This is a genomic window from Telluria sp. ZB2R32, from assembly GCF_059685715.1.
Genome location: NZ_JCASIG010000001.1, coordinates 614326 through 634629, shown reverse-complemented (window position 1 = coordinate 634629; position 20304 = coordinate 614326). Strand labels below are relative to the sequence as shown.

15 protein-coding genes are annotated in these 20304 nt (G+C 64.6%); 10 read left to right on the top strand and 5 right to left on the bottom strand.

Annotated elements, in window-relative coordinates; all coding sequences use genetic code 11:
* The first annotated feature begins 88 nt into the window (after positions 1–88).
* The 10 genes from AC56LG_RS02800 to AC56LG_RS02755 all read left to right on the top strand — a co-directional run bounded on the left by AC56LG_RS02800 (position 89) and on the right by AC56LG_RS02755 (position 15342).
* Complete coding sequence (locus AC56LG_RS02800) at positions 89–1102, top strand: glucokinase (protein WP_497164606.1); 1014 nt, start codon at positions 89–91, stop codon at positions 1100–1102.
* 510 nt (positions 1103–1612) lie between these two features.
* Positions 1613–2344: an SMC-Scp complex subunit ScpB gene (gene scpB / locus AC56LG_RS02795; RefSeq protein WP_497164605.1), complete on the top strand. Its 732-nt coding sequence runs from the start codon at positions 1613–1615 to the stop codon at positions 2342–2344.
* The gene (gene rluB / locus AC56LG_RS02790; protein WP_497164604.1) at positions 2331–4346 is read left to right on the top strand and encodes a 23S rRNA pseudouridine(2605) synthase RluB; all 2016 of its coding nucleotides are present in this window, start codon (positions 2331–2333) and stop codon (positions 4344–4346) included. The genes scpB and rluB overlap by 14 nt, the downstream gene beginning before the upstream one ends.
* A 404-nt stretch (positions 4347–4750) precedes the next feature.
* Positions 4751–5239: a ribosome maturation factor RimP gene (rimP, locus tag AC56LG_RS02785; protein ID WP_497164603.1), complete on the top strand. Its 489-nt coding sequence runs from the start codon at positions 4751–4753 to the stop codon at positions 5237–5239.
* Positions 5236–6801, top strand: a complete 1566-nt coding sequence (gene nusA / locus AC56LG_RS02780) for a transcription termination factor NusA (protein ID WP_497164602.1) — start codon at positions 5236–5238, stop codon at positions 6799–6801. The genes rimP and nusA overlap by 4 nt, the downstream gene beginning before the upstream one ends.
* Positions 6802–6847: 46 nt before the next feature.
* Positions 6848–9676, top strand: a complete 2829-nt coding sequence (infB, locus tag AC56LG_RS02775; RefSeq protein ID WP_497164601.1) for a translation initiation factor IF-2 — start codon at positions 6848–6850, stop codon at positions 9674–9676.
* 190 nt (positions 9677–9866) lie between these two features.
* The gene (rbfA, locus tag AC56LG_RS02770) at positions 9867–10292 is read left to right on the top strand and encodes a 30S ribosome-binding factor RbfA (RefSeq protein WP_497164600.1); all 426 of its coding nucleotides are present in this window, start codon (positions 9867–9869) and stop codon (positions 10290–10292) included.
* Positions 10289–11206 (top strand): tRNA pseudouridine(55) synthase TruB, encoded by a 918-nt coding sequence (gene truB, locus AC56LG_RS02765; protein ID WP_497164599.1) that lies wholly within the window; start codon positions 10289–10291, stop codon positions 11204–11206. The genes rbfA and truB overlap by 4 nt, the downstream gene beginning before the upstream one ends.
* A 271-nt stretch (positions 11207–11477) precedes the next feature.
* On the top strand, positions 11478–13310 hold the full coding sequence (gene typA, locus AC56LG_RS02760; RefSeq protein ID WP_497164598.1) for a translational GTPase TypA: 1833 nt from the start codon (positions 11478–11480) through the stop codon (positions 13308–13310).
* 262 nt (positions 13311–13572) lie between these two features.
* Positions 13573–15342, top strand: coding sequence for an ABC transporter ATP-binding protein (locus tag AC56LG_RS02755; RefSeq protein WP_497164597.1), 1770 nt, complete (start codon positions 13573–13575; stop codon positions 15340–15342).
* A 104-nt stretch (positions 15343–15446) separates the two neighbouring features.
* Here the strand turns inward: AC56LG_RS02755 and AC56LG_RS02750 are convergent, their stop codons facing one another.
* The 5 genes from AC56LG_RS02750 to AC56LG_RS02730 are packed head-to-tail and all read right to left on the bottom strand — an operon-like array spanning position 15447 to position 20299.
* Positions 15447–16472: a hypothetical protein gene (locus AC56LG_RS02750; protein ID WP_497164596.1), complete on the bottom strand. Its 1026-nt coding sequence runs from the start codon at positions 16470–16472 to the stop codon at positions 15447–15449.
* 3 nt (positions 16473–16475) lie between these two features.
* The gene (gene flgL / locus AC56LG_RS02745) at positions 16476–17387 is read right to left on the bottom strand and encodes a flagellar hook-associated protein FlgL (protein ID WP_497164595.1); all 912 of its coding nucleotides are present in this window, start codon (positions 17385–17387) and stop codon (positions 16476–16478) included.
* A gap of 9 nt (positions 17388–17396) precedes the next feature.
* Positions 17397–18767, bottom strand: a complete 1371-nt coding sequence (gene flgK, locus AC56LG_RS02740) for a flagellar hook-associated protein FlgK (protein WP_497164594.1) — start codon at positions 18765–18767, stop codon at positions 17397–17399.
* A 60-nt stretch (positions 18768–18827) separates the two neighbouring features.
* Entirely contained in the window at positions 18828–19172 is a 345-nt protein-coding gene (locus tag AC56LG_RS02735; protein WP_497164593.1) for a rod-binding protein, read from the bottom strand.
* Positions 19172–20299 carry a flagellar basal body P-ring protein FlgI gene (locus tag AC56LG_RS02730; protein WP_497164592.1) on the bottom strand — a complete coding sequence of 376 codons (1128 nt, stop codon included), beginning with the start codon at positions 20297–20299 and terminating at the stop codon, positions 19172–19174. The genes AC56LG_RS02735 and AC56LG_RS02730 overlap by 1 nt, the downstream gene beginning before the upstream one ends.
* Between the last annotated feature and the right edge of the window lie 5 nt (positions 20300–20304).

Below are 20304 nucleotides of genomic sequence, written 5' to 3'. Positions count from 1 at the left end.
TGGAGTCTGTACCTAAACTACAAAATCTCCTTGTCAGTCCGCAAAGAAATCCAGTAAGCTTGGGCCTCCCCCAGCCTGATTCTCCGCAATGACTGCTTCCTTGCCCGCACACCTCGCCCCCCACGCCAGCCCGTTCGATAGCGCACGCCTGCTGGCCGACGTCGGCGGCACCAATGCGCGCTTTGCGCTCGAGCGGGCGCCGGGGCGATGCGAAGCGGTGCAGGTGCTCGCTTGCGGCGACCATGCGAGCTTTGCCGATGCGATGCGTGCCTACCTGGCTTTGCCCGAGGTGCAGGCCGCCGGCCCGGTGCGCCATGCGGCGGTGGCGATCGCCAATCCGGTCGACGGCGACCAGATCCGCATGACGAACCACCACTGGCAATTCTCGATCGAGGCGGTGCGTCGTGAGATTGGCCTGGAGACGCTGCTGGTGGTCAACGATTTCTATGCGCTGGCGCGATCGCTGCCGCATCTGCCCGAATCGGAGAAGGTGCAGGTCGGGGGCGGCGTCGCCCGTGCCGGCGCACCGCTGGGCTTGCTGGGCGCCGGTACCGGGCTCGGCGTCTCCGGCCTGATTCCGGCGGGCGCCGGCTGGACCGCACTCAACAGCGAAGGCGGGCACGTCACCTTTGCGCCGGCCAACGAACTCGAAGTGGCGATCCTGCAATATGCCTGGCGCGAGTTCGAGCATGTCTCGGCCGAGCGCTTCCTGTCGGGTGCGGGCGTCGAGCTGATCTACCGCGCGCTGGCCCACGTGCAGGGCAACGTGTCGGAAAACCTGTCCGCGCCGGAAATCTCGCGGCGCGCGCTGGCGGGGGAGTGCGCCTTGTCGGATCAGGTCTTCGATGTCTTCTGCGGCATGCTCGGCTGCGCCGCCGGCAACCTGGCCGTGACCCTGGGCGCCCAGGGCGGCGTATACATCGGCGGCGGCATCGTGCCGCGCCTGGGCGAACGCTTTGTTAATTCCCCATTCCGTCAGCGCTTCGAACAGAAGGGCCGGTTCGCTTCCTACCTGGCCCAGGTGCCTACCTACGTGATCACCGCCGAATATCCGGCTTTCCTTGGCGTGTCTGCCGTTTTGGCGGAAAAACTGTCGGCTTGAGGCCAAAGCGGCCGCGCAGCCCTTGCGCAAGTGGCCGTTCTTGTGTTTTATCGGTTACAATGACCCACAGTTGAAAGAAACGATGTCGATCGCCATCACGGCGCGCCTGTCTCCGGGCCGCGTGTAACGTCCGCGTTTCGTCGAATCAGTTTCGTCGGAAATCATCTGTAGGCCGCCCGCCTTGCACGCGTGCAGCCGTTTGAGCGTGTGAAAAAATCGTCAGGGCAAGGCGCATCGTCGAAGACAGTACGCCGGTACGGCGAGACGATGCAACGCCGCCATGGCGTTTTTTTCACGCGCTCAATGGGCGGGTCCTGTCCCGCCACCGTTATTCCGCCCGCCGCGTCCAAGCGCGGGCCTTGATTCCTGTTTATGTATGCAGCACTGCGCGAGCAGCATTGCGAACCGCGTTGGCGACTGGCCTGCGCTGCGCCCATTCCGGCCAGCCGTCCACCGCTGGACGCTTATTTGTTTGATAGTTTCCTGGCGCAAGCCTGAATAACGTCGAGAATGAAGACTGATGAGGCCAAGCGGGTCCTCGAGACCGCCTTGCTGTGCGCGCGCGAGCCGATGTCGCTGCACGGCATGAAGAAGCTGTTTGCCGACGTCGACGCCAACGGGCGCATGATTGGTAGCGGTATCGGAACGGACACCATCAAGTTGCTGCTCGAAGAATTGCGCCACGACTGGCAGGACCGCGGCATCGAGATCGTCAGCCTGGCGTCGGGCTGGCGCTTCCAGAGCCGCCCGGAAATGAAGCCGTATCTCGACCGGATCACGCCGGAAAAGCCGCCCAAGTATTCGCGGGCCACGCTCGAGACGCTGGCGATCATCGCCTACCGCCAGCCGGTGACGCGCGGCGACATCGAGGAAATCCGCGGCGTCGCGGTGAACTCGCAGACGATCAAGATGCTGGAAGACCGTGGCTGGATCGACGTCGTCGGCCACCGCGAAGTGGTAGGGCGTCCAGCCCTGCTGGGTACGACGAAGCAATTTCTCGACGATTTGGGCCTGGCGTCGCTGGGGCAATTGCCTCCGCTAGATAGCATCGCCGACGCCCAGGATGGGCGCAGCCTGGAAGCGCTGGAAGCGGCGCTGCAACAGAATTTTAACAAGACGGACGCGCCTGCGGACGTCGACGAACAAGTTACTTCACCCGTTGAAGTCCCGATACACGACCCGCAACCGGCCTTCGGCGTGGACAGGGTCAACAACATTGATACGAACGATGAATCCAACTGACACCGATACCATGCCTGGCGAACCGGGCAAGGACGAGGCGGCCAAACCGAAACGCCGCACCAAGGCTGCCGCCGCTGCGCCTGCCGCTCCTGCTGCTGACGTTGCTGCTGGCGCTGCAGCCGATGCCGCACCGGCCGCGAAGCCGAAGCGCCGCACCAAGGCGGCCATCGCCGCCGAGGCCGCCGCCGCAGCCCCTGCTACTGCGCCTGCTGTAGCCGCCGCGCCTGTTGCCGACATTGCTCCGGCGCGCGTTTCCGTACGCAAGCCACGCGCACCAAAGGCCAAGCCGGCCGAAGCGCCGGTCCAGGCGATGGAAACCTGGCCGCAGCCGGTCGCGACGCCGGCACCGGCGCCAACGACCGACAACATGGCTGCCGCCGATGCGCCGCGCCAGGGTGAAGCCAAGGCCGACGGCCAGCGCAAGCCGCGCGGTCCGCGCCAGATGCGCGAACAGCGCGCCGTGCGCGAAGCGCGCCAGCCGGCCGCCGTTCCAGCGGCCGCGCCGGAAGCACAGGCGGCCGCGCAGGCAGCCAATCCTGCGCCAGCCGCAGCCGAGCAGGGCGCCGCCAATGCCGAAGTGCGCCGCGAGCCGCGCCAGGCCAAGGGCAAGGGCAAGAACAACAAGGGTACGCCACGCAATGGCCAGCCGAACGGCCAGCCGAATGCCCAGGCATCCGGCCAGCAGGGCGGCCGCAACCAGGGCGGCAAGCAGGGTGGCAAAGGCAAGCCGGGCGGTAAACCAAGCGACGCCGACGCCGTGTTCTCGTTCGTCACCTCGGATGCATTCGACGCCAACGACGGCGGCCGTGGCCAGCAGTCGAAGGCCGTGCGCCGCGACCTGACTTCCGACGACGACGCGCCCAAGCTGCACAAGGTGCTGGCCGAAGCCGGCCTCGGTTCGCGCCGCGACATGGAAGACCTGATCGTTGCCGGCCGCGTGTCGGTGAACGGCGAGCCGGCCCACATCGGCCAGCGCATCCTGCCGACCGACGCCGTGCGCATCAACGGCAAACTGATCCAGCGCCGCGTCAACAGCAGCAAGCCGCCGCGCGTGCTGGTGTACCACAAGCCGGCCGGCGAAATCGTCAGCCACGACGATCCGGAAGGCCGTCCATCGGTGTTCGACCGCCTGCCAACCATGAAGACCGGCAAGTGGCTGGCCGTCGGCCGCCTCGACTTCAATACCGAAGGCCTGCTGCTGTTCACGACCTCGGGTGACCTGGCGAACCGCCTGATGCACCCGCGCTACAACATCGACCGCGAATACGCCGTGCGCACGCTGGGCGAACTCGAAGAAGGCATGCGCCAGAAGCTGCTGGCCGGCGTCGAACTCGAGGACGGCCTGGCCAACTTCACGAAAATTGCCGACGGCGGCGGCGAGGGCATCAACAAGTGGTACCGCGTGGTGATCGGCGAAGGCCGCAACCGCGAAGTGCGCCGCATGTTCGAGGCGGTCGGCTTGACCGTCTCGCGCCTGATCCGTACCCGCTACGGCGCGATGACGCTGCCGTCGGGCCTGAAGCGCGGCCGTTGGGAAGAGCTGGAAGAAAACGACGTGCGCAGCTTCATGGCCGCGTTCGGGATCGAGAAGAAGGGCGCTGCCGGCGGCGATCATAAAGGCAAGGGCAAAGGCGGGCAGCAGGCCGATCCGCGCCGTTCCGACGGCAACCGCATCGACCGTGCCGACGCCAATCGCAACGTCGATCCGTTCGGTCCGCCGGTGGCGCGCGTCGGCGTGCCGCCGCGTGGCGGCCAGGGCCAGGCGCCTGCCGGCCGTGGCGCTGGCGGTGCTGGCGGCAAGGGCCGCGGTGGCAATGCCGGCGGCTTCGGCGGCGGCGCATCGGGTCGTCCGGGCAGCGGTGGCAACAGCAGCCGTCCACGCCAGCCGGATCCGCTGCAGACCACCTTTGGCTTCAGCAACGCCGGCGGCGCGCGCCGCGGCGGTGGCCATGGTTCGCGCGGCGCCGAGCCGGGTTTGCCGCGTCGTGGACGTCGGGGCTAGATAGTCGAAAAGGCAGGTGATCCGCATGGGCTCGCGAGCCCATGCGGATCACCGCTTGATTATCGGCAGCGTGTCCTCATGTAGGGTGTCCGGGAATGAGGTCGTGTCCGGTCACCCGTCGCAAGGCGGGCATGCCCGCCCTACGTGCGACCGTTAGCGGTGAAATCTCGGGCCTGTTCGATATCCGCTTTAATAGCGTGCGCAGCCGTTGTTGGCTTGCCCATAAAATGGTATGTCGATTGCAGCGTGCCCTCGAATACGTTATAATTTGCAGCCTAATCGAAGTCCTTTCCCAGTATTAAATTGGTGCAAGTGCTTTCATCTGGTTGGGTTGTAAATACAAAAGATGGGCAGATGCCCATTTTTTTTTTGGTAAAACGTTTTAACGCCCTTGGAGAAGTGTCGTGCAGCAGTTTGATTTGATCGCCAAGACAGTCGGTGGCCTCGGCTATGACCTCGTGGATGTCGAGCGGGGCGAGCGCGGGATCCTGCGCGTGTTTATCGATTTCCCGGCTGCCGTCGCGGAAGAAAAGGGCCCGATTACCGTCGAGGACTGCGCAAAGGTGAGTCACCAGTTGTCGCACGTGCTGACGGTGGAGAACGTCGATTACGAACGTCTCGAGATTTCGTCGCCCGGGCTGGACCGCCCGGTGCGCACCCTGGCCGATTTCGAGCGCTTCGCCGGCCACGAATGCACGGTGAAGCTGCGTCTCGCCATGCCGGGCACCGCGAACCGGAAGACCTATACGGGCATCCTGGTCGCGCCGGAAGGCGACAAGATCGGTCTGGAATTTGAAGGTAAGGATGGGCCCGCGTTGTTGGAATTTACGCTGGCCGAATTGGACAAGGCACGATTGGTGCCGCAGGTGGATTTTAGGAGTCGCAAAGCATGAGTCGCGAAATTTTGTTATTGGTTGATGCGCTTGCGCGCGAAAAAAACGTCGATAAGGAAGTGGTGTTCGGGGCGCTCGAGTTCGCCCTGGCCCAGGCCACCAAAAAACGCTATGAAGGCGAGGTCGACATTCGCGTGAGCATCGATCGCGACAATGGCGAGTTCGAAACTTTCCGCCGCTGGCACGTCGTGCCCGATGAGGCCGGCCTGCAACTGCCGGACCAGGAAATCCTGCATTTCGAAGCAAAAGAACAGATCGCCGACATCGAAGTCGACGAATACATCGAAGAGCCGGTGGAATCGGTCGACTTCGGCCGCCGCTTCGCCCAGGACACCAAGCAAGTGGTCCTGCAGCGCGTGCGTGACGCCGAGCGCGAACAGATCCTGCAAGACTTCCTCGAGCGCGGCGATTCGCTGGTGACCGGCACGATCAAGCGCATGGAACGCGGCGACGCGATCGTCGAGTCGGGCAAGATCGAAGCGCGCCTGCCGCGCGACCAGATGATCCCGAAGGAAAACCTGCGTATCGGCGACCGCGTCCGTGCCTATATCCTGCGCGTGGACCGCAACATGCGCGGCCCGCAGGTGATCCTGTCGCGCACCGCGCCGGAATTCATCATGAAGCTGTTCGAACTGGAAGTTCCAGAGATCGAGCAGGGCCTGCTGGAAATCAAATCGGCTGCCCGTGACGCCGGCGTGCGCGCCAAGATCGCGGTCTTCACGAGCGACAAGCGCATCGACCCGATCGGTACCTGCGTCGGCATGCGCGGTTCGCGCGTGCAGGCCGTGACCGGCGAACTCGGCGGCGAGCGCGTCGACATCGTGCTGTGGTCGGACGATCCGGCCCAGTTCGTCATCGGCGCGCTGGCGCCGGCGAACGTGTCGTCGATTATGGTCGACGAAGAAAAGCACGCGATGGACGTGGTGGTCGACGAAGAGAACCTGGCGATTGCGATCGGCCGCTCGGGCCAGAACGTGCGCCTGGCCTCGGAACTGACCGGCTGGAAGATCAACATCATGACGGCCGAGGAATCGGCCAACAAGGTGGCCCAGGAAACGGCATCGATCCGCACCCTGTTCATGGAAAAGCTGGACGTCGACCAGGAAGTGGCCGACATCCTCGTCGAGGAAGGTTTCTCGAGCCTGGAAGAAATCGCCTACGTGCCGATTTCGGAAATGCTGGAAATCGAATCCTTCGACGAAGAAACCGTGAACGAGCTGCGTACCCGTGCCCGTGACGCCCTGGTGACCGAGGCGATCGCTTCGGAAGAGGGCCTGGAAGGCATGGAAGAGCAACTGGTCAACCTCGAAGGCATGGACCGTACGACCGCCGGCAAGCTGGGTCTCGCAGGCATCAAGACGGTGGAAGCCTTTGCTGGCCTGGCCTACGACGAATTCGGCGCCATCCTGGCCCTGTCGTCGGACCGCGCCCGTGAACTGATCAAGAATGAATTTAATGATGTGACCGACGATGAGATGAAGCTGGTCGACAGTAAATATGATGACCGTGTCAAAGCGTTGCAGGCGAAAGCCTGGAGCCTTGCAGAAACGGCCAAGGCATAATTTGCAAATCTTTATCATCTCCGCGACACATAGAAAAGAGGACTGAATGGCGAGTAACAACGTAGCCCAATTTGCCACCGAACTGAAGATGCCTGCAGATTTGCTGCTGACGCAGCTGCGTTCCGCCGGCGTCGATAAAAGCTCGACGTCAGATCCCTTGTCAAAGGATGATAAGGACAAGCTGCTGAACCACCTGCGCCGTACCCACGGCGCGGCGGATTCGACCGAGAAGAAGAAAATCACGGTCACCCGCAAGGAAACGAGCGAGATCAAGCAGGCGGACGCATCGGGCAAGTCGCGCACGATCCAGGTCGAAGTGCGCAAGAAGCGTACCTTCGTCCAGCGTGACGACCCAGCCCAGGCGCCGGCCGCCGCGGCACCAGTCGCACCGGTCATCGACGAAGCCGAAATCGCACGCCGCGAGGAAGAGTCGCGCCGTCACGCCGAGCTCGTCGCCCGCCAGGAAGCGGACCTGCGTGAAAAGCAGGAACGCCTGGCCAAGCTCGAAGCGGAACGTGCCGAACAAGCCAAGGCCGACGAAGAGCAGGCCAAGCGCGACGCCGCCGAAGCGTCCAAACGCGACGCCGCCGCTGCCGCTGCCGCCAGTTCGGCTGCCAGCGAGCAAGCCAAGCAGGCTGCCGCCGACGAAGCCAAGCGCAAGACCGAAGCTGCCGCCAAGGAAGCCGCCGAACGCGCTGCCGCCACCGAGCGTGCACGCAAGGCCGTGGCCGACGAAGTGGCCCAGATCAAGCTGATGATGGCGCAGCCGCGCCGCGTCATCAAGGCGCCCGAACCGGTGCCGCCGCCGGTCGTGGCCAAGCCGGCCGCACCTGCCGGCACGCTGCACAAGCCTGCCGACAAGAAGCCGGCCGACGGTACCGCCGCCAAGCCGGGCGACAAGAAGCCGGGCGACAAGAAGTCGATCAAGTCGGCCAACGTGTCCTCGACCTGGTCGGACGACGCCAAGAAGCGTGGCGCCCCTGGTGGTGCGAAGGGCCGTGGCGCCCCGAGCGCGCCGAGCGGCCGCGACGGCTGGCGTTCGGGCGGCCGCAGCGGTGGCCGCCGTGGTTCGCACAGCGATGACCGCGAAACCAACTTCCAGGCGCCGACCGAGGCGATCGTCAAGGACGTCCACGTCCCTGAAACGATCACCGTGGCCGAACTCGCCCACAAGATGTCGGTGAAGGCGTCGGAAGTCATCAAGCAGCTGATGAAGCTGGGCCAGATGTGCACCATCAACCAGGTGCTGGACCAGGAAACCGCGATGATCGTGGTGGAAGAGATGGGCCATAAAGCCTTCGCTGCCGCCGAGGACGATCCGGAAGCGATCCTGGCCGACCAGGGCGAACACGCCGAGTTCGAATCGACGGCGCGCGCGCCGGTCGTGACCGTCATGGGTCACGTCGACCACGGTAAAACCTCGCTGCTGGACTACATCCGCCGTGCGAAAGTGGCCGCTGGCGAAGCCGGTGGCATTACCCAGCACATCGGTGCATACCACGTGGATACCCCGCGCGGCATGATCACCTTCCTGGATACCCCGGGTCACGAAGCGTTCACCGCGATGCGTGCCCGTGGCGCCAAGGCGACCGACATCGTCATCCTGGTGGTGGCGGCAGACGACGGCGTGATGCCGCAAACGAAAGAGGCGATTGCCCACGCAAAAGCCGCCGGTGTGCCGCTCGTCGTGGCGATCAACAAGATCGACAAGCCGGGTGCGAATACCGACCGCGTCACGCAGGAACTGGTGGCCGAAGGCGTCGTGCCGGAAGAATACGGTGGCGATTCGCCATTCGTGCCGGTGTCGGCAAAAGTCGGTACCGGTATCGACGACCTGCTCGAGCAAGTGCTGCTGCAGGCCGAAGTGCTGGAACTGAAGGCGCCGGTCGGCTCGCCGGCCCGTGGCCTGGTGGTCGAATCGCGCCTCGACAAGGGCCGTGGCCCGGTCGCGACGATCCTGGTGCAATCGGGTACCCTGCGCCGCGGCGACGTGGTGCTGGCCGGTTCGGCGTATGGCCGTGTCCGTGCGATGCTGGACGAAAACGGCAAGGCGATCACCACCGCCGGTCCGTCGATCCCGGTCGAGATCCAGGGCCTGACCGAAGTGCCGGCTGCCGGCGAAGAAGTCATGGTCATGGCCGACGAGCGCAAGGCGCGTGAAATCGGTCTGTTCCGTCAAGGTAAGTTCCGTGACGTGAAGCTGGCCAAGCAGCAGGCGGCGAAGCTGGAAAACATGTTCGACCAGATGGGCGAGGGCGAGGTCAAGAACTTGCCGCTGATCATCAAGACGGACGTGCAGGGTTCGCAGGAAGCACTGGTCGGTTCGCTGCAGAAGCTGTCGACCTCGGAAGTGCGCGTGCAGGTCGTCCATGCAGCGGTCGGCGGCATTACCGAGTCGGACGTCAACCTGGCAACCGCCTCGAAGGCAGTCATCATCGGCTTCAACGCCCGTGCCGACGCCCAGGCGCGCAAGGTGGCCGAAGCCAATGGCGTCGACATCCGTTACTACAGCATCATTTATGATGCGATCGACGAAATCCGCACCGCACTGTCGGGCATGCTGGCGCCGGAAAAGCGCGAGACCATCACCGGCCAGGTCGAGATTCGCCAGGTCATCCTGGTCTCGAAAGTCGGCGCGATCGCGGGCTGTCTGGTCACCGATGGCGTGGTCAAGCGTACCTCCTCGGTCCGCCTGCTGCGCAACAACATCGTCATCTGGACCGGCGAGATCGACTCGCTCAAGCGCTTCAAGGACGACGCGAAAGAAGTGCGCGCCGGTCTCGAGTGCGGCCTCTCGCTGAAGAACAACAACGAGATCCAGGTGGGCGACGTGCTGGAAGTGTTCGAAGTGACCGAAGTGGCCCGTACGCTGTAATCCAAAGCGCGGCTCAAGAAGCGCCATCCGCCGGGTTTCAAAGCCCAGCCGATGGCGTTTTTTTTACGGTTGACCGTGGTGTAACGTAGGGTGGGCATGCCCACGCGTTACGCACGTATGCCCCTCGAATCCGTACGCCCCGCCCGCCCCATTCGATGTACCATCATCAAAAAAACATAAAGCAATCACCATGGCAAAACACAGCAAAACCATTCCCCAGCGCGGCCTGCGTGTCGCCGACCAGATCCAGAAAGACCTGTCGGAACTGATCGCCTTCGAACTGAAGGACCCGCGCGTCGGCATGATCACCCTGACCGAAGTCCAGCTCACGCCCGACTACGCTCATGCCAAGATCTACTTCACCCTGCTCAAAGACAGCAAGGAAGAAGTGAAGCAGACGCTCGAAGGCCTGAACAAGGCGGCCGGCTATCTGCGCAACATGTTAGGCAAGCGCCTGCATATCCACACGCTGCCGGCGCTGCACTTCATGCACGACACCTCCACCTCGCGCGGCCTGCAGATGTCGGCCCTGATCGACCAGGCGAACGCCGTGCGCGCCGCCGACTTCGACGACGGTAGCGCTCCCGCACCGGAAGCGGACGACGATACCAAGTGAACGCCCGCCCGCCCAAAAAGCCGCGCGACCTCGTCGACGGCGTGCTGCTGCTCGACAAACCGGTCGGCCTGTCGTCGAACGACGCCCTCATCAAGGCCAAGCGCGTGATGAACGCGAAAAAGGCCGGCCACACCGGCACGCTCGACCCGTTCGCGACCGGCTTGCTGCCGCTGTGCTTCGGCGAAGCGACCAAGTTTTCGCAAGACTTGCTGGAAGCGGACAAGACCTATGAGGCGACGGTCCACCTCGGCATCATGACGAATACCGGCGACACCGAAGGCGAAGCGATCGAGACGCTGCCCGTCGACGTGACGCTCGCGCAGATCGAGGCCGCGCTGGCGCGCTTCCGCGGTCCGATCCTGCAAGTGCCGCCGATGTATTCGGCGCTGAAGCGCGACGGCAAGGCCTACTACGAATACGCGCGCGAAGGCATCACGCTCGAGCGCGAGGCGCGGCCGGTGACCATCCACAGCCTCGAGCTGATCGGCTACGAAGCACCAATGCTCAAGATCCGCGTCACCTGCAGCAAGGGCACCTACGTGCGCGTGCTCGGCGAAGACATCGGCGCAGCGCTCGGCTGCGGCGCCCACCTGAACGCACTGCGCCGCATCCAGGTCGGCGCGCTGACGGCGGAGAGCATGATCACGCTGGAAGACCTGCAGGCGCACGCCGAACCGCTGTCGCTGCTAGCGCCGGTCGATGCGCTGCTGTCGACCTTCCCGTCAGTGGAACTCACGCCCGAGCTGGCGAAGCGTTTCCTGAACGGCCAGCGCCTGGCGTTGGGCAAGGAGTCGGTGACGGTGCCGGCCGAGCCGGGCAGGGTGCGTGTGTACTGTGACGGCAAGTTGCTGGGGACGGCGAATTTGCAGGAGTACGCCGTCCTCGCGCCGGAACGCTTGATTGCGGCGACGTAAGGTGGGCGGGTCTCCCGCCCACGCGTTCAATCCGAACAAGCAGGACAGCGCCGGCATTTGTTTGTTGTTATTTGAATGTCCAAAAAGCGCTAACATGGCGCATCGTTCCGCGTGGGCACAGAGTGCCCACCCTACCAAGCCATTGAAATTGCGGGCCTTTTCATGAAGCCGTCACATGAAACCTGCTATACTACGCGGTTTCCGAAATCGGCAGCATCGGAACACATCCGCGAGTTCATCCGCAACATCACGCACATCACGCTGAAAATACATGTCAAATACCAAACGCGCAATTCGTAATATTGCAATCATCGCCCACGTTGACCACGGCAAGACCACCCTGGTCGACCAGCTGCTCCGTCAGTCCGGCACCTTCCGTGAAAACCAGGCGGTGGACACCCGCGTGATGGACTCGAACGACCTCGAAAAAGAACGCGGCATTACGATTCTGTCGAAGAATTGCGCGGTCGAGTACGAAGGCACCCACATCAACATCGTCGACACCCCGGGCCACGCCGACTTCGGCGGTGAGGTCGAGCGCGTGCTGTCGATGGTCGACTCCGTGCTGTTGCTGGTCGATGCCCAGGAAGGCCCGATGCCGCAAACGCGCTTCGTGACCCGCAAGGCACTGGCCCTGGGCCTCAAGCCGATCGTCGTCGTCAACAAGGTCGACCGTCCGGGCGCGCGCGCCGACTGGGCCATCAACCAGACCTTCGAACTGTTCGACAAGCTGGGCGCGAACGACGAGCAGCTCGACTTCCCGATCGTCTACGCCTCGGGCCTGAACGGCTACGCCGGCCTGACCGAAGACGTGCGCGACGGCGACATGAAGCCGTTGTTCGACGCCATCCTGCAACACGTGCCGGTCCGTGACGACAATCCGGAAGGTCCGCTGCAGATGCAGATCACCTCGCTCGACTACTCGTCGTACGTCGGCAAGATCGGCATTGGCCGCGTCAACCGCGGTACCGTGAAAACCGGCCAGGACGTCATCGTCATGAACGGTCCTGACGGCACCCCGATCAAGGGCCGCATCAACCAGGTGCTGAACTTCAAGGGCCTGGAGCGCGTGCTGGTGGACTCGGCCGTCGCCGGCGACATCTGCCTGATCAACGGTATCGAAGAAATCGGCATCGGTTCGACCATCTGCGCACCGGACACCCCGGAAGCGCTGCCGATGCTGACCGTCGACGAGCCGACCCTGACCATGAACTTCATGGTCAACAACTCGCCACTGGCCGGCCGCGAAGGCAAGTTCGTCACCAGCCGCCAGCTGCGCGAGCGTCTCGAGCGCGAACTGAAAGCCAACGTCGCACTGCGCGTGGCGCCGACCGACGACGACACCACCTTCGAAGTCTCGGGCCGCGGCGAGCTGCACCTGACGATTTTGCTGGAAAACATGCGTCGCGAAGGCTTCGAGCTGGCCGTGTCGCGTCCACGCGTGGTCTTCAAGATGGTCGATGGCGTGCGCCACGAGCCGTACGAGAACCTGTCGGTCGACGTCGAAGAAGTCAACCAGGGCGGCGTCATGGAAGAACTGGGCCGCCGCCGTGGCGACCTGCAGAACATGGAATCGGATGGCAAGGGCCGCGTGCGTCTCGAGTACCTGATCCCGGCGCGTGGCCTGATCGGCTTCCAGGGCGAATTCATGACCCTGACCCGCGGCACCGGCTTGATGAGCCACGTGTTCCACGAGTACGCACCGGTCGACAACAGCCGTGGCGAACTGGCCGGCCGTCGTAACGGCGTGCTGATCTCGCAGGACGACGGCGCCGCCGTTGCCTACGCGATCTGGAAACTGCAGGACCGCGGCCGCATGTTCGTGTCGCACAACGATCCGGTGTACGAAGGCATGATCATCGGCATCCACTCGCGCGACAACGACCTGGTCGTCAACCCGATCAAGGGCAAGCAGCTGACCAACGTGCGTTCGTCGGGTACCGACGAAGCCGTGCGCCTGGTGCCGCCGATCCAGATGTCGCTCGAGTACGCAGTCGAGTTCATCGAGGACGACGAACTGGTCGAGATCACGCCGAAGTCGATCCGCCTGCGCAAGCGCTACCTGAAAGAGCACGAGCGCAAGAAGGCTTCGCGCGAAGCGTAATACCAGGCGCGGGACGTCAAGTCCCGTGTCCGTGAAAAACCGCTGTCACCGCATGCAAATGCGGGGCAGCGGTTTTTTTATGGGTGTCGTAGGGTGGGCACTTGTGCCCACGCGGTACGGTGGGGATGCGCCCGCAGCCATAATCCATTCCTGGGCCGTGCATGCGTACGACCGCGTGGGCTCGAGAGCCCACCCTACGAAACTTGCGCCTTACGGACCCATCCGGTGTGCGGGAATTTTATCCGGATTGCTAAGATGCCTCATGAGCATCCTCTGGACTTACCTGAAACCCCACTGGCGCCTCGGCCTGCTCGCCCTGGTCTTCGCCACCGTGTCCCAAGTACTGGCCCTGGTCGATCCGATCATCTTCGGCCGCATCATCGACCACGTCACCCAACGTCGTCCGGGCGACGCCGACCCCATGCCCTACGTGATGCGCCTGCTCGGGCTGGCGGTGCTGGTGGCCGTGCTGTCGCGCCTGGCCAAGGCCCTGCAGGAATACGTGACGCGGCTGGTGGTGCAAAAGCTGGGCGTGGCGATTTTCAACGACGGCTTGCGCCACCTGTTGCGCCTCAAATTCCAGGAGTTCGAGGATTTGCGCAGCGGCGAGATGCTGTCCTTGCTGCAGAAGGTGCGCGCGGACAGCGAGCGCCTGATCAACACCTTCATCAACACGGCCTTTGCGGCGCTGGTCGGCGTGAGCTTCCTGGCCTGGTATGCGGTGACCAAACACTGGCTGCTGGTGCCGGTGTTCCTGGTCGGGGTGCTGGTGCTGGGCGGGCTCACGGGGCTGCTCTCGCGCGAGATCAAGACCCAGCAGCGGTCCATCACGCGCGAGACCAACCGCAACTCGGGCTTCATTACCGAATCGCTCCGGAATATCGAGCTCATCAAAAGCCTGGGGCTGACCTTTCCCGAAATTCGCCGCCTGCGCAGCCAGACCGATGCCATCTTCGCGCTGGAGATGGAGAAAGTGAAGCGCATCCGGCTGCTTTCCTTCCTGCAGGGTTCGACGCTGAGCCTGTTGAAACTGGCGATCCTGTTTGCGCTGTTGTGGTTGATCTTCCGCGACGTGCTCTCGACCGGCGAGCTGATCGCGATGCAGTTCATTTCGGTGTCGATCTTCGCGCCGCTGCAGGAGCTGGGCAACATCATCCTGGCGCACCGCGAAGCCGAGGCCTCGCTGCTGAACTTCAAGACGCTGATGGACAAGCCGGTCGAGCGCCGTCCGCCCGATCCGGTCGAAGTCGGGCCGCTCACCGAACTGCGTTTCAGCGAAGTGCGCTTCCGTCACAAGGGCGCGCCCGAGGATGCGCTGGGCGGCGTGTCGTTCTCGGCCACGCTGGGGCAGACGGTCGCGTTCGTGGGGCCGTCGGGTTCGGGCAAGTCGACGCTGGTGAAGCTGCTGGTGGGCCTGTACACGCCGAATGGCGGCGAGGTGTCGTACAACGGCGTGCGCACGACCGACCTGCGCTACAACCGCGTGCGCCGCCAGATCGGCTTCGTGACGCAGGAGACCTATCTGTTCGCCGGGACGATCCGCGACAATATCCGCTTCGTGAAGAGCGATGCGACGGACGAGGAGATCGTGGCGGCGATGCGCGCGGCTTCGTGTGCCTACCTGCTCGAGCGCTCGCCCGAGGGTTTGGATACCGTCATCGGCGAGCGCGGCATGAAGCTGTCGGGCGGCGAGAAGCAGCGCCTGTCGATCGCACGGGCGCTGGTGCGCCAGCCGGCGCTGCTGATCTTCGACGAGGCGACGTCGGCGCTCGACTCGATTACCGAGGAGCAGATCACGAATACGGTGCGCGAGATTTCGGCGCGCGCGGCGCAGATGACTATTTTGATCGCGCACCGGCTGTCGACGGTGATGCATGCCGATACCATCTTCGTGCTGGAGAAGGGGCAGGTCGTCGAGAGCGGGACACATGCGCAGCTGCTCGAAGTGCGCGGTTTGTATTACGCGATGTGGCGCCAGCAGATTGGGGAGCGGCCGGTGCCGGTGGCCGCCGGTGTGAGTCCCGAGAATTGATTCTCGAGGTGCGAATGGTGTACCGCGTGGACGGAGTCCACCCTACGGTTAGTGGATGACGGTGCTGTTTTTGTAGGGTGGACTCCGTCCACGCGGTCTCACCCTTAGCGCAGCCCCAATAAAGCAAGCACCCGCTCGCGGCTGACGCCGACCAGCGCCGAGGTGATCGCCAGCAGCGACTCGTAATCGTGGTTGGCCGCCGTCGAGGCGAAATCCTGCGCCGTGATGGCGAGATCCTCGGCGCTCAGTTCGGATTTGGCGGCGCGCGCGCTGGCAGCGCTGAGCGCGGCGCTGGTGGCCTCCTGCGAGCGGCGTACGCGTTCCAATGCCTGCACCACGTCGCGCAGATTCTGGCGCAACGTCTCGGCGTTGCCGCTGCCGATGTTTTCGAGTTTGACGTCGGGCGCGATGGCCTCGGTGGCGACGCGGCCGCGGCCGGAGACGGCGATGCTGTCGCGTACCTGCGGCCAGTCGGCTTCGGCCGTCCTGAATTCGATGCGGCCCTGGCCGTCGAGAGCGGCACGCACCTTCACCGGCGCCAGCGTGCGGTCCAGGCGGGCGGCGATCTGTTCCGGCGTCATCTCGGACTCGAACGCGGCGGCCAGTTGCGGACCGCCGGCGCCGCCGACCGAGAACGACAGCGACACGGGCGCGGCCGCCTGCAGCGTGGCGGCGTCGAGGCCGTTGATGCGGAAGCGCTGCTGCGCCGGCGCGCCGTCCGAAAAGGAGAGGTGGGCGTCGACCGAGCCGCCGGCCTGGGCGCCGCGGGCGGCAAGCGTCGCGCCCAGCTGGCGGGCTTTGCTTTCCAGGTCGCGCGCGCCGCTCTTCATGCCGGCGAGTTTGGCGGAGAGGGCGGCTTTCACCGATTCGAGCTGGGCGGCGACGCGCTCGAGATAATCGCGTGCTTGCTGGGCGCTGGCGACGTCGCCCTGCAGACGCGCATCGAAGGCGTGGGGACGGCGTGCCGGCGCCTGCACGGCAGGGCGCGCGGCCGCACGCGCTTCAGGCGCTTTCTCCGGTACAGGCTGGGAACGCACGAGCGCCGACGCGCCTGTGGCGGCGCCGGCGTTGACGGTGGCATTGGTGTTGACCTGCAGTGGCGTGGAAGCGGGGCGGAGCGTGGTGTCCATCGATTACAGTGCGGAGAACAGGGACAGCGTGCCGATCCGGCCATACGCCTTGTAGGTCGCTTGCAGGGCCGTGGAATAGCCATTCAGTTCGGTCGCGGCGACGCCCATGTCGAGCTGGCCGATGTCGGTGATGGCCATCTGGTTCGACAGGCTGACGTTGCCGTGATTCGCGTCGAGCGTATCGAGGATGTTCTGCTTGCCGCCGACGACGGCGATCTTGCCCGACACCAGTTCCAGCGCGTCGTCGAAGCCGGCCAGGTTCGCTTCCAGCACGGCGCGCGTGGCCGGGGCGTTGACGTTCAGGCTGGCGCTGCCGAGCGTGGCGATGGTCGCGTCGAGGCGGTTGAGCAGCTGCTCCATGCCTTTGACGTTGTCGTTGGCGACCTGGGTCAGGCCGTTACCCACTACCACGCGCTGTTCGTTGACGTTGCCGGCATAGCTGTAGCGCGCACCGGCGGGGGCGGCAGCGTCGTAGGCCATCGGGGCGGTCGCGGTGTTCGTGCCCGAGAAGACGTAGCGGCCTTCCTGGTCGACGCTGTTGGCGCTGAACAGCAGGCTGTCGCGCAGCGCCTCGAGCGGGCTGACCATGGCTTGCAGGTCGGCCGTCGTGTTGCTGCCGTCGAGCGCCCAGACCAGCTGGTCGCGGCCGGCGGCGATGTCGTTCACCATGCTGCCCAGGTAGCCCTCGTTTTTCGACAGGCGGATCTTGATCGAGGCGATGTTGTCGCGGTACTGGCCGATGGCCGCTTCCTCGCGCTGCAGGCGCGAGACGCGCACGCTGTCGACCGGATCGTCCGACGGCACCCCGATGCGCTTGCCGCTGGCCATCTGCTGGGTCAGCTTGCTGAGGCGCTCCTGGTTCAGCGTGAGCGACTGGTTCATGTTCGACTGGTACTGGGCGGTGGCGATGCGCATGATTCTTCCTTAACCCATCATCGCCAGCGTGGCGTCGAACAGGGCGTTAGCGACCGACATGACTTTCATGTTGGCCTGGTACATGTTCTGGTATTCGACGAGATTGACGGCTTCCTCGTCCTGGTTGACGCCGCTGGTGGACTGCCAGTCGTCTACCGCATGGGTACGCATGGTCTGGGCGGTCGCCAGCGCGGCCTGGTTCTGCTGGCTGATGACGCCGAGCTTGCCGACCAGCTGGGTGTCGGCATCGGACAGCAGCACGGTGCCCAGGCCCGTGACGTTCACGGTCTGGCTGTTGATGCCGACCAGTTTCAACAGGTTGCCGGTGTCGCCTTGCGTGCCGTCGCTCGAAAAGGCGAGGTCGGTCGCCTCGAAGCCGGCGGCGACGCCCAGCATGTTGTTGGCGCCCGCGGTGAAGGTAAACAGCGGCTTGCCGGCGCTGCCGTCCATGGCATAACCGGCCGTGAGCTGGCTGTTGACCTTGTCGGCCAGCTGGCGTGCGATGTCCTCGGTGCCTTTTTGCATTGGGCGCAGCATGTCCTGCTCGTAGACGCTCAGGCCGCCGAGCTGGCCGCCGAGTTTGGCCGCATCCAGGCCGAAGGTGGTCGAGGCGAAGGTGAGCGTGAAACTCTGGGCGCCGACGCCGCCGACTGTCTTGAGTTCGGCGGCGACGTTGCCGATCACGAGGGCCTGGCCGGTCTTCAGGGAGACGTCGCGCACGCCGCCCGGCTGGTCCGACACTTCCAGCGCCATCTGGCCGGCCAGTTCGTCGATCGCCAGGTCGCGCGCATCGATCAGCGAGGATGCCGGCGCGCCGACCGCGTTCGCTGCCGTGATGCGCGCGTTGAGGGCGGCGATCTTGTTGACGTTGGCGTTGGCCGAATCGACGATCGCGCTCCTCTGCTGGCTGACCGATTGCTGCTGGGCGTTGTAGACGTTATTCAGGCTGTTGAAGCGCTGGGCCAGCAGGCCGGCGGCGGTGAGCACTTGCTGGCGCAGCGGGGTCGAGGTGGCGTTGTCGCCGGCGACCGCATTGAGCGAGGAGAAGAACTGGTCGACCGCGACGGAGAGGCTGGCGGTGTCGTCGCCCATCACGCGTTCGAGCTGGGTCAGGTAGGGCTGCGTTTGCGCATACTGGCCGGTCTCGCTGGCCGCGCGCCACATCTGCTGGCTTTTATAACCATCCGAAAAGCGCAGCAGCGAGCTGACCTGCACGCCATTGCCGACGGCCTTGCCGCTGGCGTCGGCACCGACGGCCGACAGCAGGGCGGCCTGGCGGGTGTAGCCTTTCGTCTGCAGGTTGGCGATGTTCTGGCTGGTTGCCGACAGCGCCAGCTGCGAAGCGAGCGCGCCCGACAGCGCGTTGGTCATGATGGTCATGGAGGTCTTTCTGGAGGAAACTGGGCCTACCTTGGACAGGCGACCGGCGGCGTGAAAATATTAAGTGCTGCCGGGCGTATTTTTGGCGGGCAGCAGCTGGCGCAGGATGGCGTCGGCGACACCGAAGGCGCGCTGGCCGGCCATCTGCTTCGAGAGGATGCCGTCGGCCATGTCCTGCATGTCCTGGTTGACTTTGTCCTTGAAGACGCTGTCCTCGTCGGCCATCTCGCGCGTGGTCGAACGCATGTCCTTCAACATCTGCGAGATGAAGAAGCTTTCGAATTCGACGGCGGCTTTCGTCGCTTGCGCGACGTGCGCTTCGTCTTCCGCGGCGGGCGTCACGGCATCATGCTTGACGACGCCGGCGCGCGGCAGCAGCGGATTGAGGGGCGTGGTGCGGTCCATCAGATCACCACCAGTTCGCCTTCGATGGCGCCGGCCTGGTCGAGCGCCTGCAGGATCGCCATGATGTCGTCGGGCGTGGCGCCCAGGCTGTTGACGACGTCGATGATCGTCTGCAGCTTGGCGCCGGCCGGCCACTTGAACATCTGGCGCCCGCCGCCCTGGTCGACCGACAATTGCGATTGCGGCGTGACGGCGGTCTGGCCGCGCGACAGGGGACCGGGCTGGCTGACGTTCGAACTTTCGGAGATTACGACCTTCAGCGCGCCGTGGGTGACGGCGGCCGATTTCACGCGCAGGCCATCGGCGATCACCACGGTGCCGGTGCGCGAATTGAACACCACCTTCGGTACTTCGGTGCCTGCTTCGACGGAGAGGTTCGAGAGCTTGGCGACAAAGGCCACGCGCTCGGTCGGGTTACTGGGAGCGACCACTTCGACGCTGGTACCGTCGGCGGTGGTGGCGACCTGGCCGAAGCGGCGGTTGATCGCTTCGACCACGTTGGTCGCGGTCTCGAAATGCGGGTGGCGCAGGCGCAGCAGCACTTGCGGGCGGGTGGCGAAATCGGTGGCGATTTCGCGCTCGATCATGGCGCCGTTCGGAATGCGGCCGGTGGTCGGCGTGTTCACCGTCACCGACGAGCCGCTCTTGCCGGACGCGGACAGGCCACCGACGACCAGGTTGCCCTGTGCCAGCGCATAGACCTCGTTGTCGGCCGCGCGCATCTGCGTCATCAGGAGCGTACCGCCGCGCAGGCTTTTCGCGTCGCCCAGCGAGGAAACGGTGACGTCGATCGCCTGGCCGCGGCGGTAGCCGGGCGGGAAGACGGCCGAGATCATGACGGCGGCGACGTTCTTGTTCTTGGCGTCCTGGCCCTCGGGCAGCTTGACACCGAATTGCTTGAGCATGTTCAGGACCGACTGGCTGGCGAATTTCACCTGGGTCGAGTCGCCCGAACCGTTCAGGCCGACGACCAGGCCATAGCCGACCAGCGGATTTTCGCGCACGCCCTCGATGCTGACCAGATTGCGCAGCGCCTGGGCGGCCTGCGCGGGCACGGCCGCGGCCAGGCCGAGCGCGGCGGCGAATACGATACGGGAAACGAGGGCAGTGCTACGAAATTGAATCATGTTCA

Coding starts and splice junctions, on each gene's coding strand:
- scpB (WP_497164605.1), top strand. CDS start 1,613: ATGAAGACTGATGAGGCCAAGCGGGTCCTCGAGACCGCCTTGCTGTGC.
- AC56LG_RS02750 (WP_497164596.1), bottom strand. CDS start 16,472: ATGGACACCACGCTCCGCCCCGCTTCCACGCCACTGCAGGTCAACACC.
- flgK (WP_497164594.1), bottom strand. CDS start 18,767: ATGACCATCATGACCAACGCGCTGTCGGGCGCGCTCGCTTCGCAGCTG.
- AC56LG_RS02800 (WP_497164606.1), top strand. CDS start 89: ATGACTGCTTCCTTGCCCGCACACCTCGCCCCCCACGCCAGCCCGTTC.
- rluB (WP_497164604.1), top strand. CDS start 2,331: ATGAATCCAACTGACACCGATACCATGCCTGGCGAACCGGGCAAGGAC.
- AC56LG_RS02735 (WP_497164593.1), bottom strand. CDS start 19,172: ATGGACCGCACCACGCCCCTCAATCCGCTGCTGCCGCGCGCCGGCGTC.
- infB (WP_497164601.1), top strand. CDS start 6,848: ATGGCGAGTAACAACGTAGCCCAATTTGCCACCGAACTGAAGATGCCT.
- nusA (WP_497164602.1), top strand. CDS start 5,236: ATGAGTCGCGAAATTTTGTTATTGGTTGATGCGCTTGCGCGCGAAAAA.
- flgL (WP_497164595.1), bottom strand. CDS start 17,387: ATGCGCATCGCCACCGCCCAGTACCAGTCGAACATGAACCAGTCGCTC.
- typA (WP_497164598.1), top strand. CDS start 11,478: ATGTCAAATACCAAACGCGCAATTCGTAATATTGCAATCATCGCCCAC.
- AC56LG_RS02730 (WP_497164592.1), bottom strand. CDS start 20,299: ATGATTCAATTTCGTAGCACTGCCCTCGTTTCCCGTATCGTATTCGCC.
- rbfA (WP_497164600.1), top strand. CDS start 9,867: ATGGCAAAACACAGCAAAACCATTCCCCAGCGCGGCCTGCGTGTCGCC.
- AC56LG_RS02755 (WP_497164597.1), top strand. CDS start 13,573: ATGAGCATCCTCTGGACTTACCTGAAACCCCACTGGCGCCTCGGCCTG.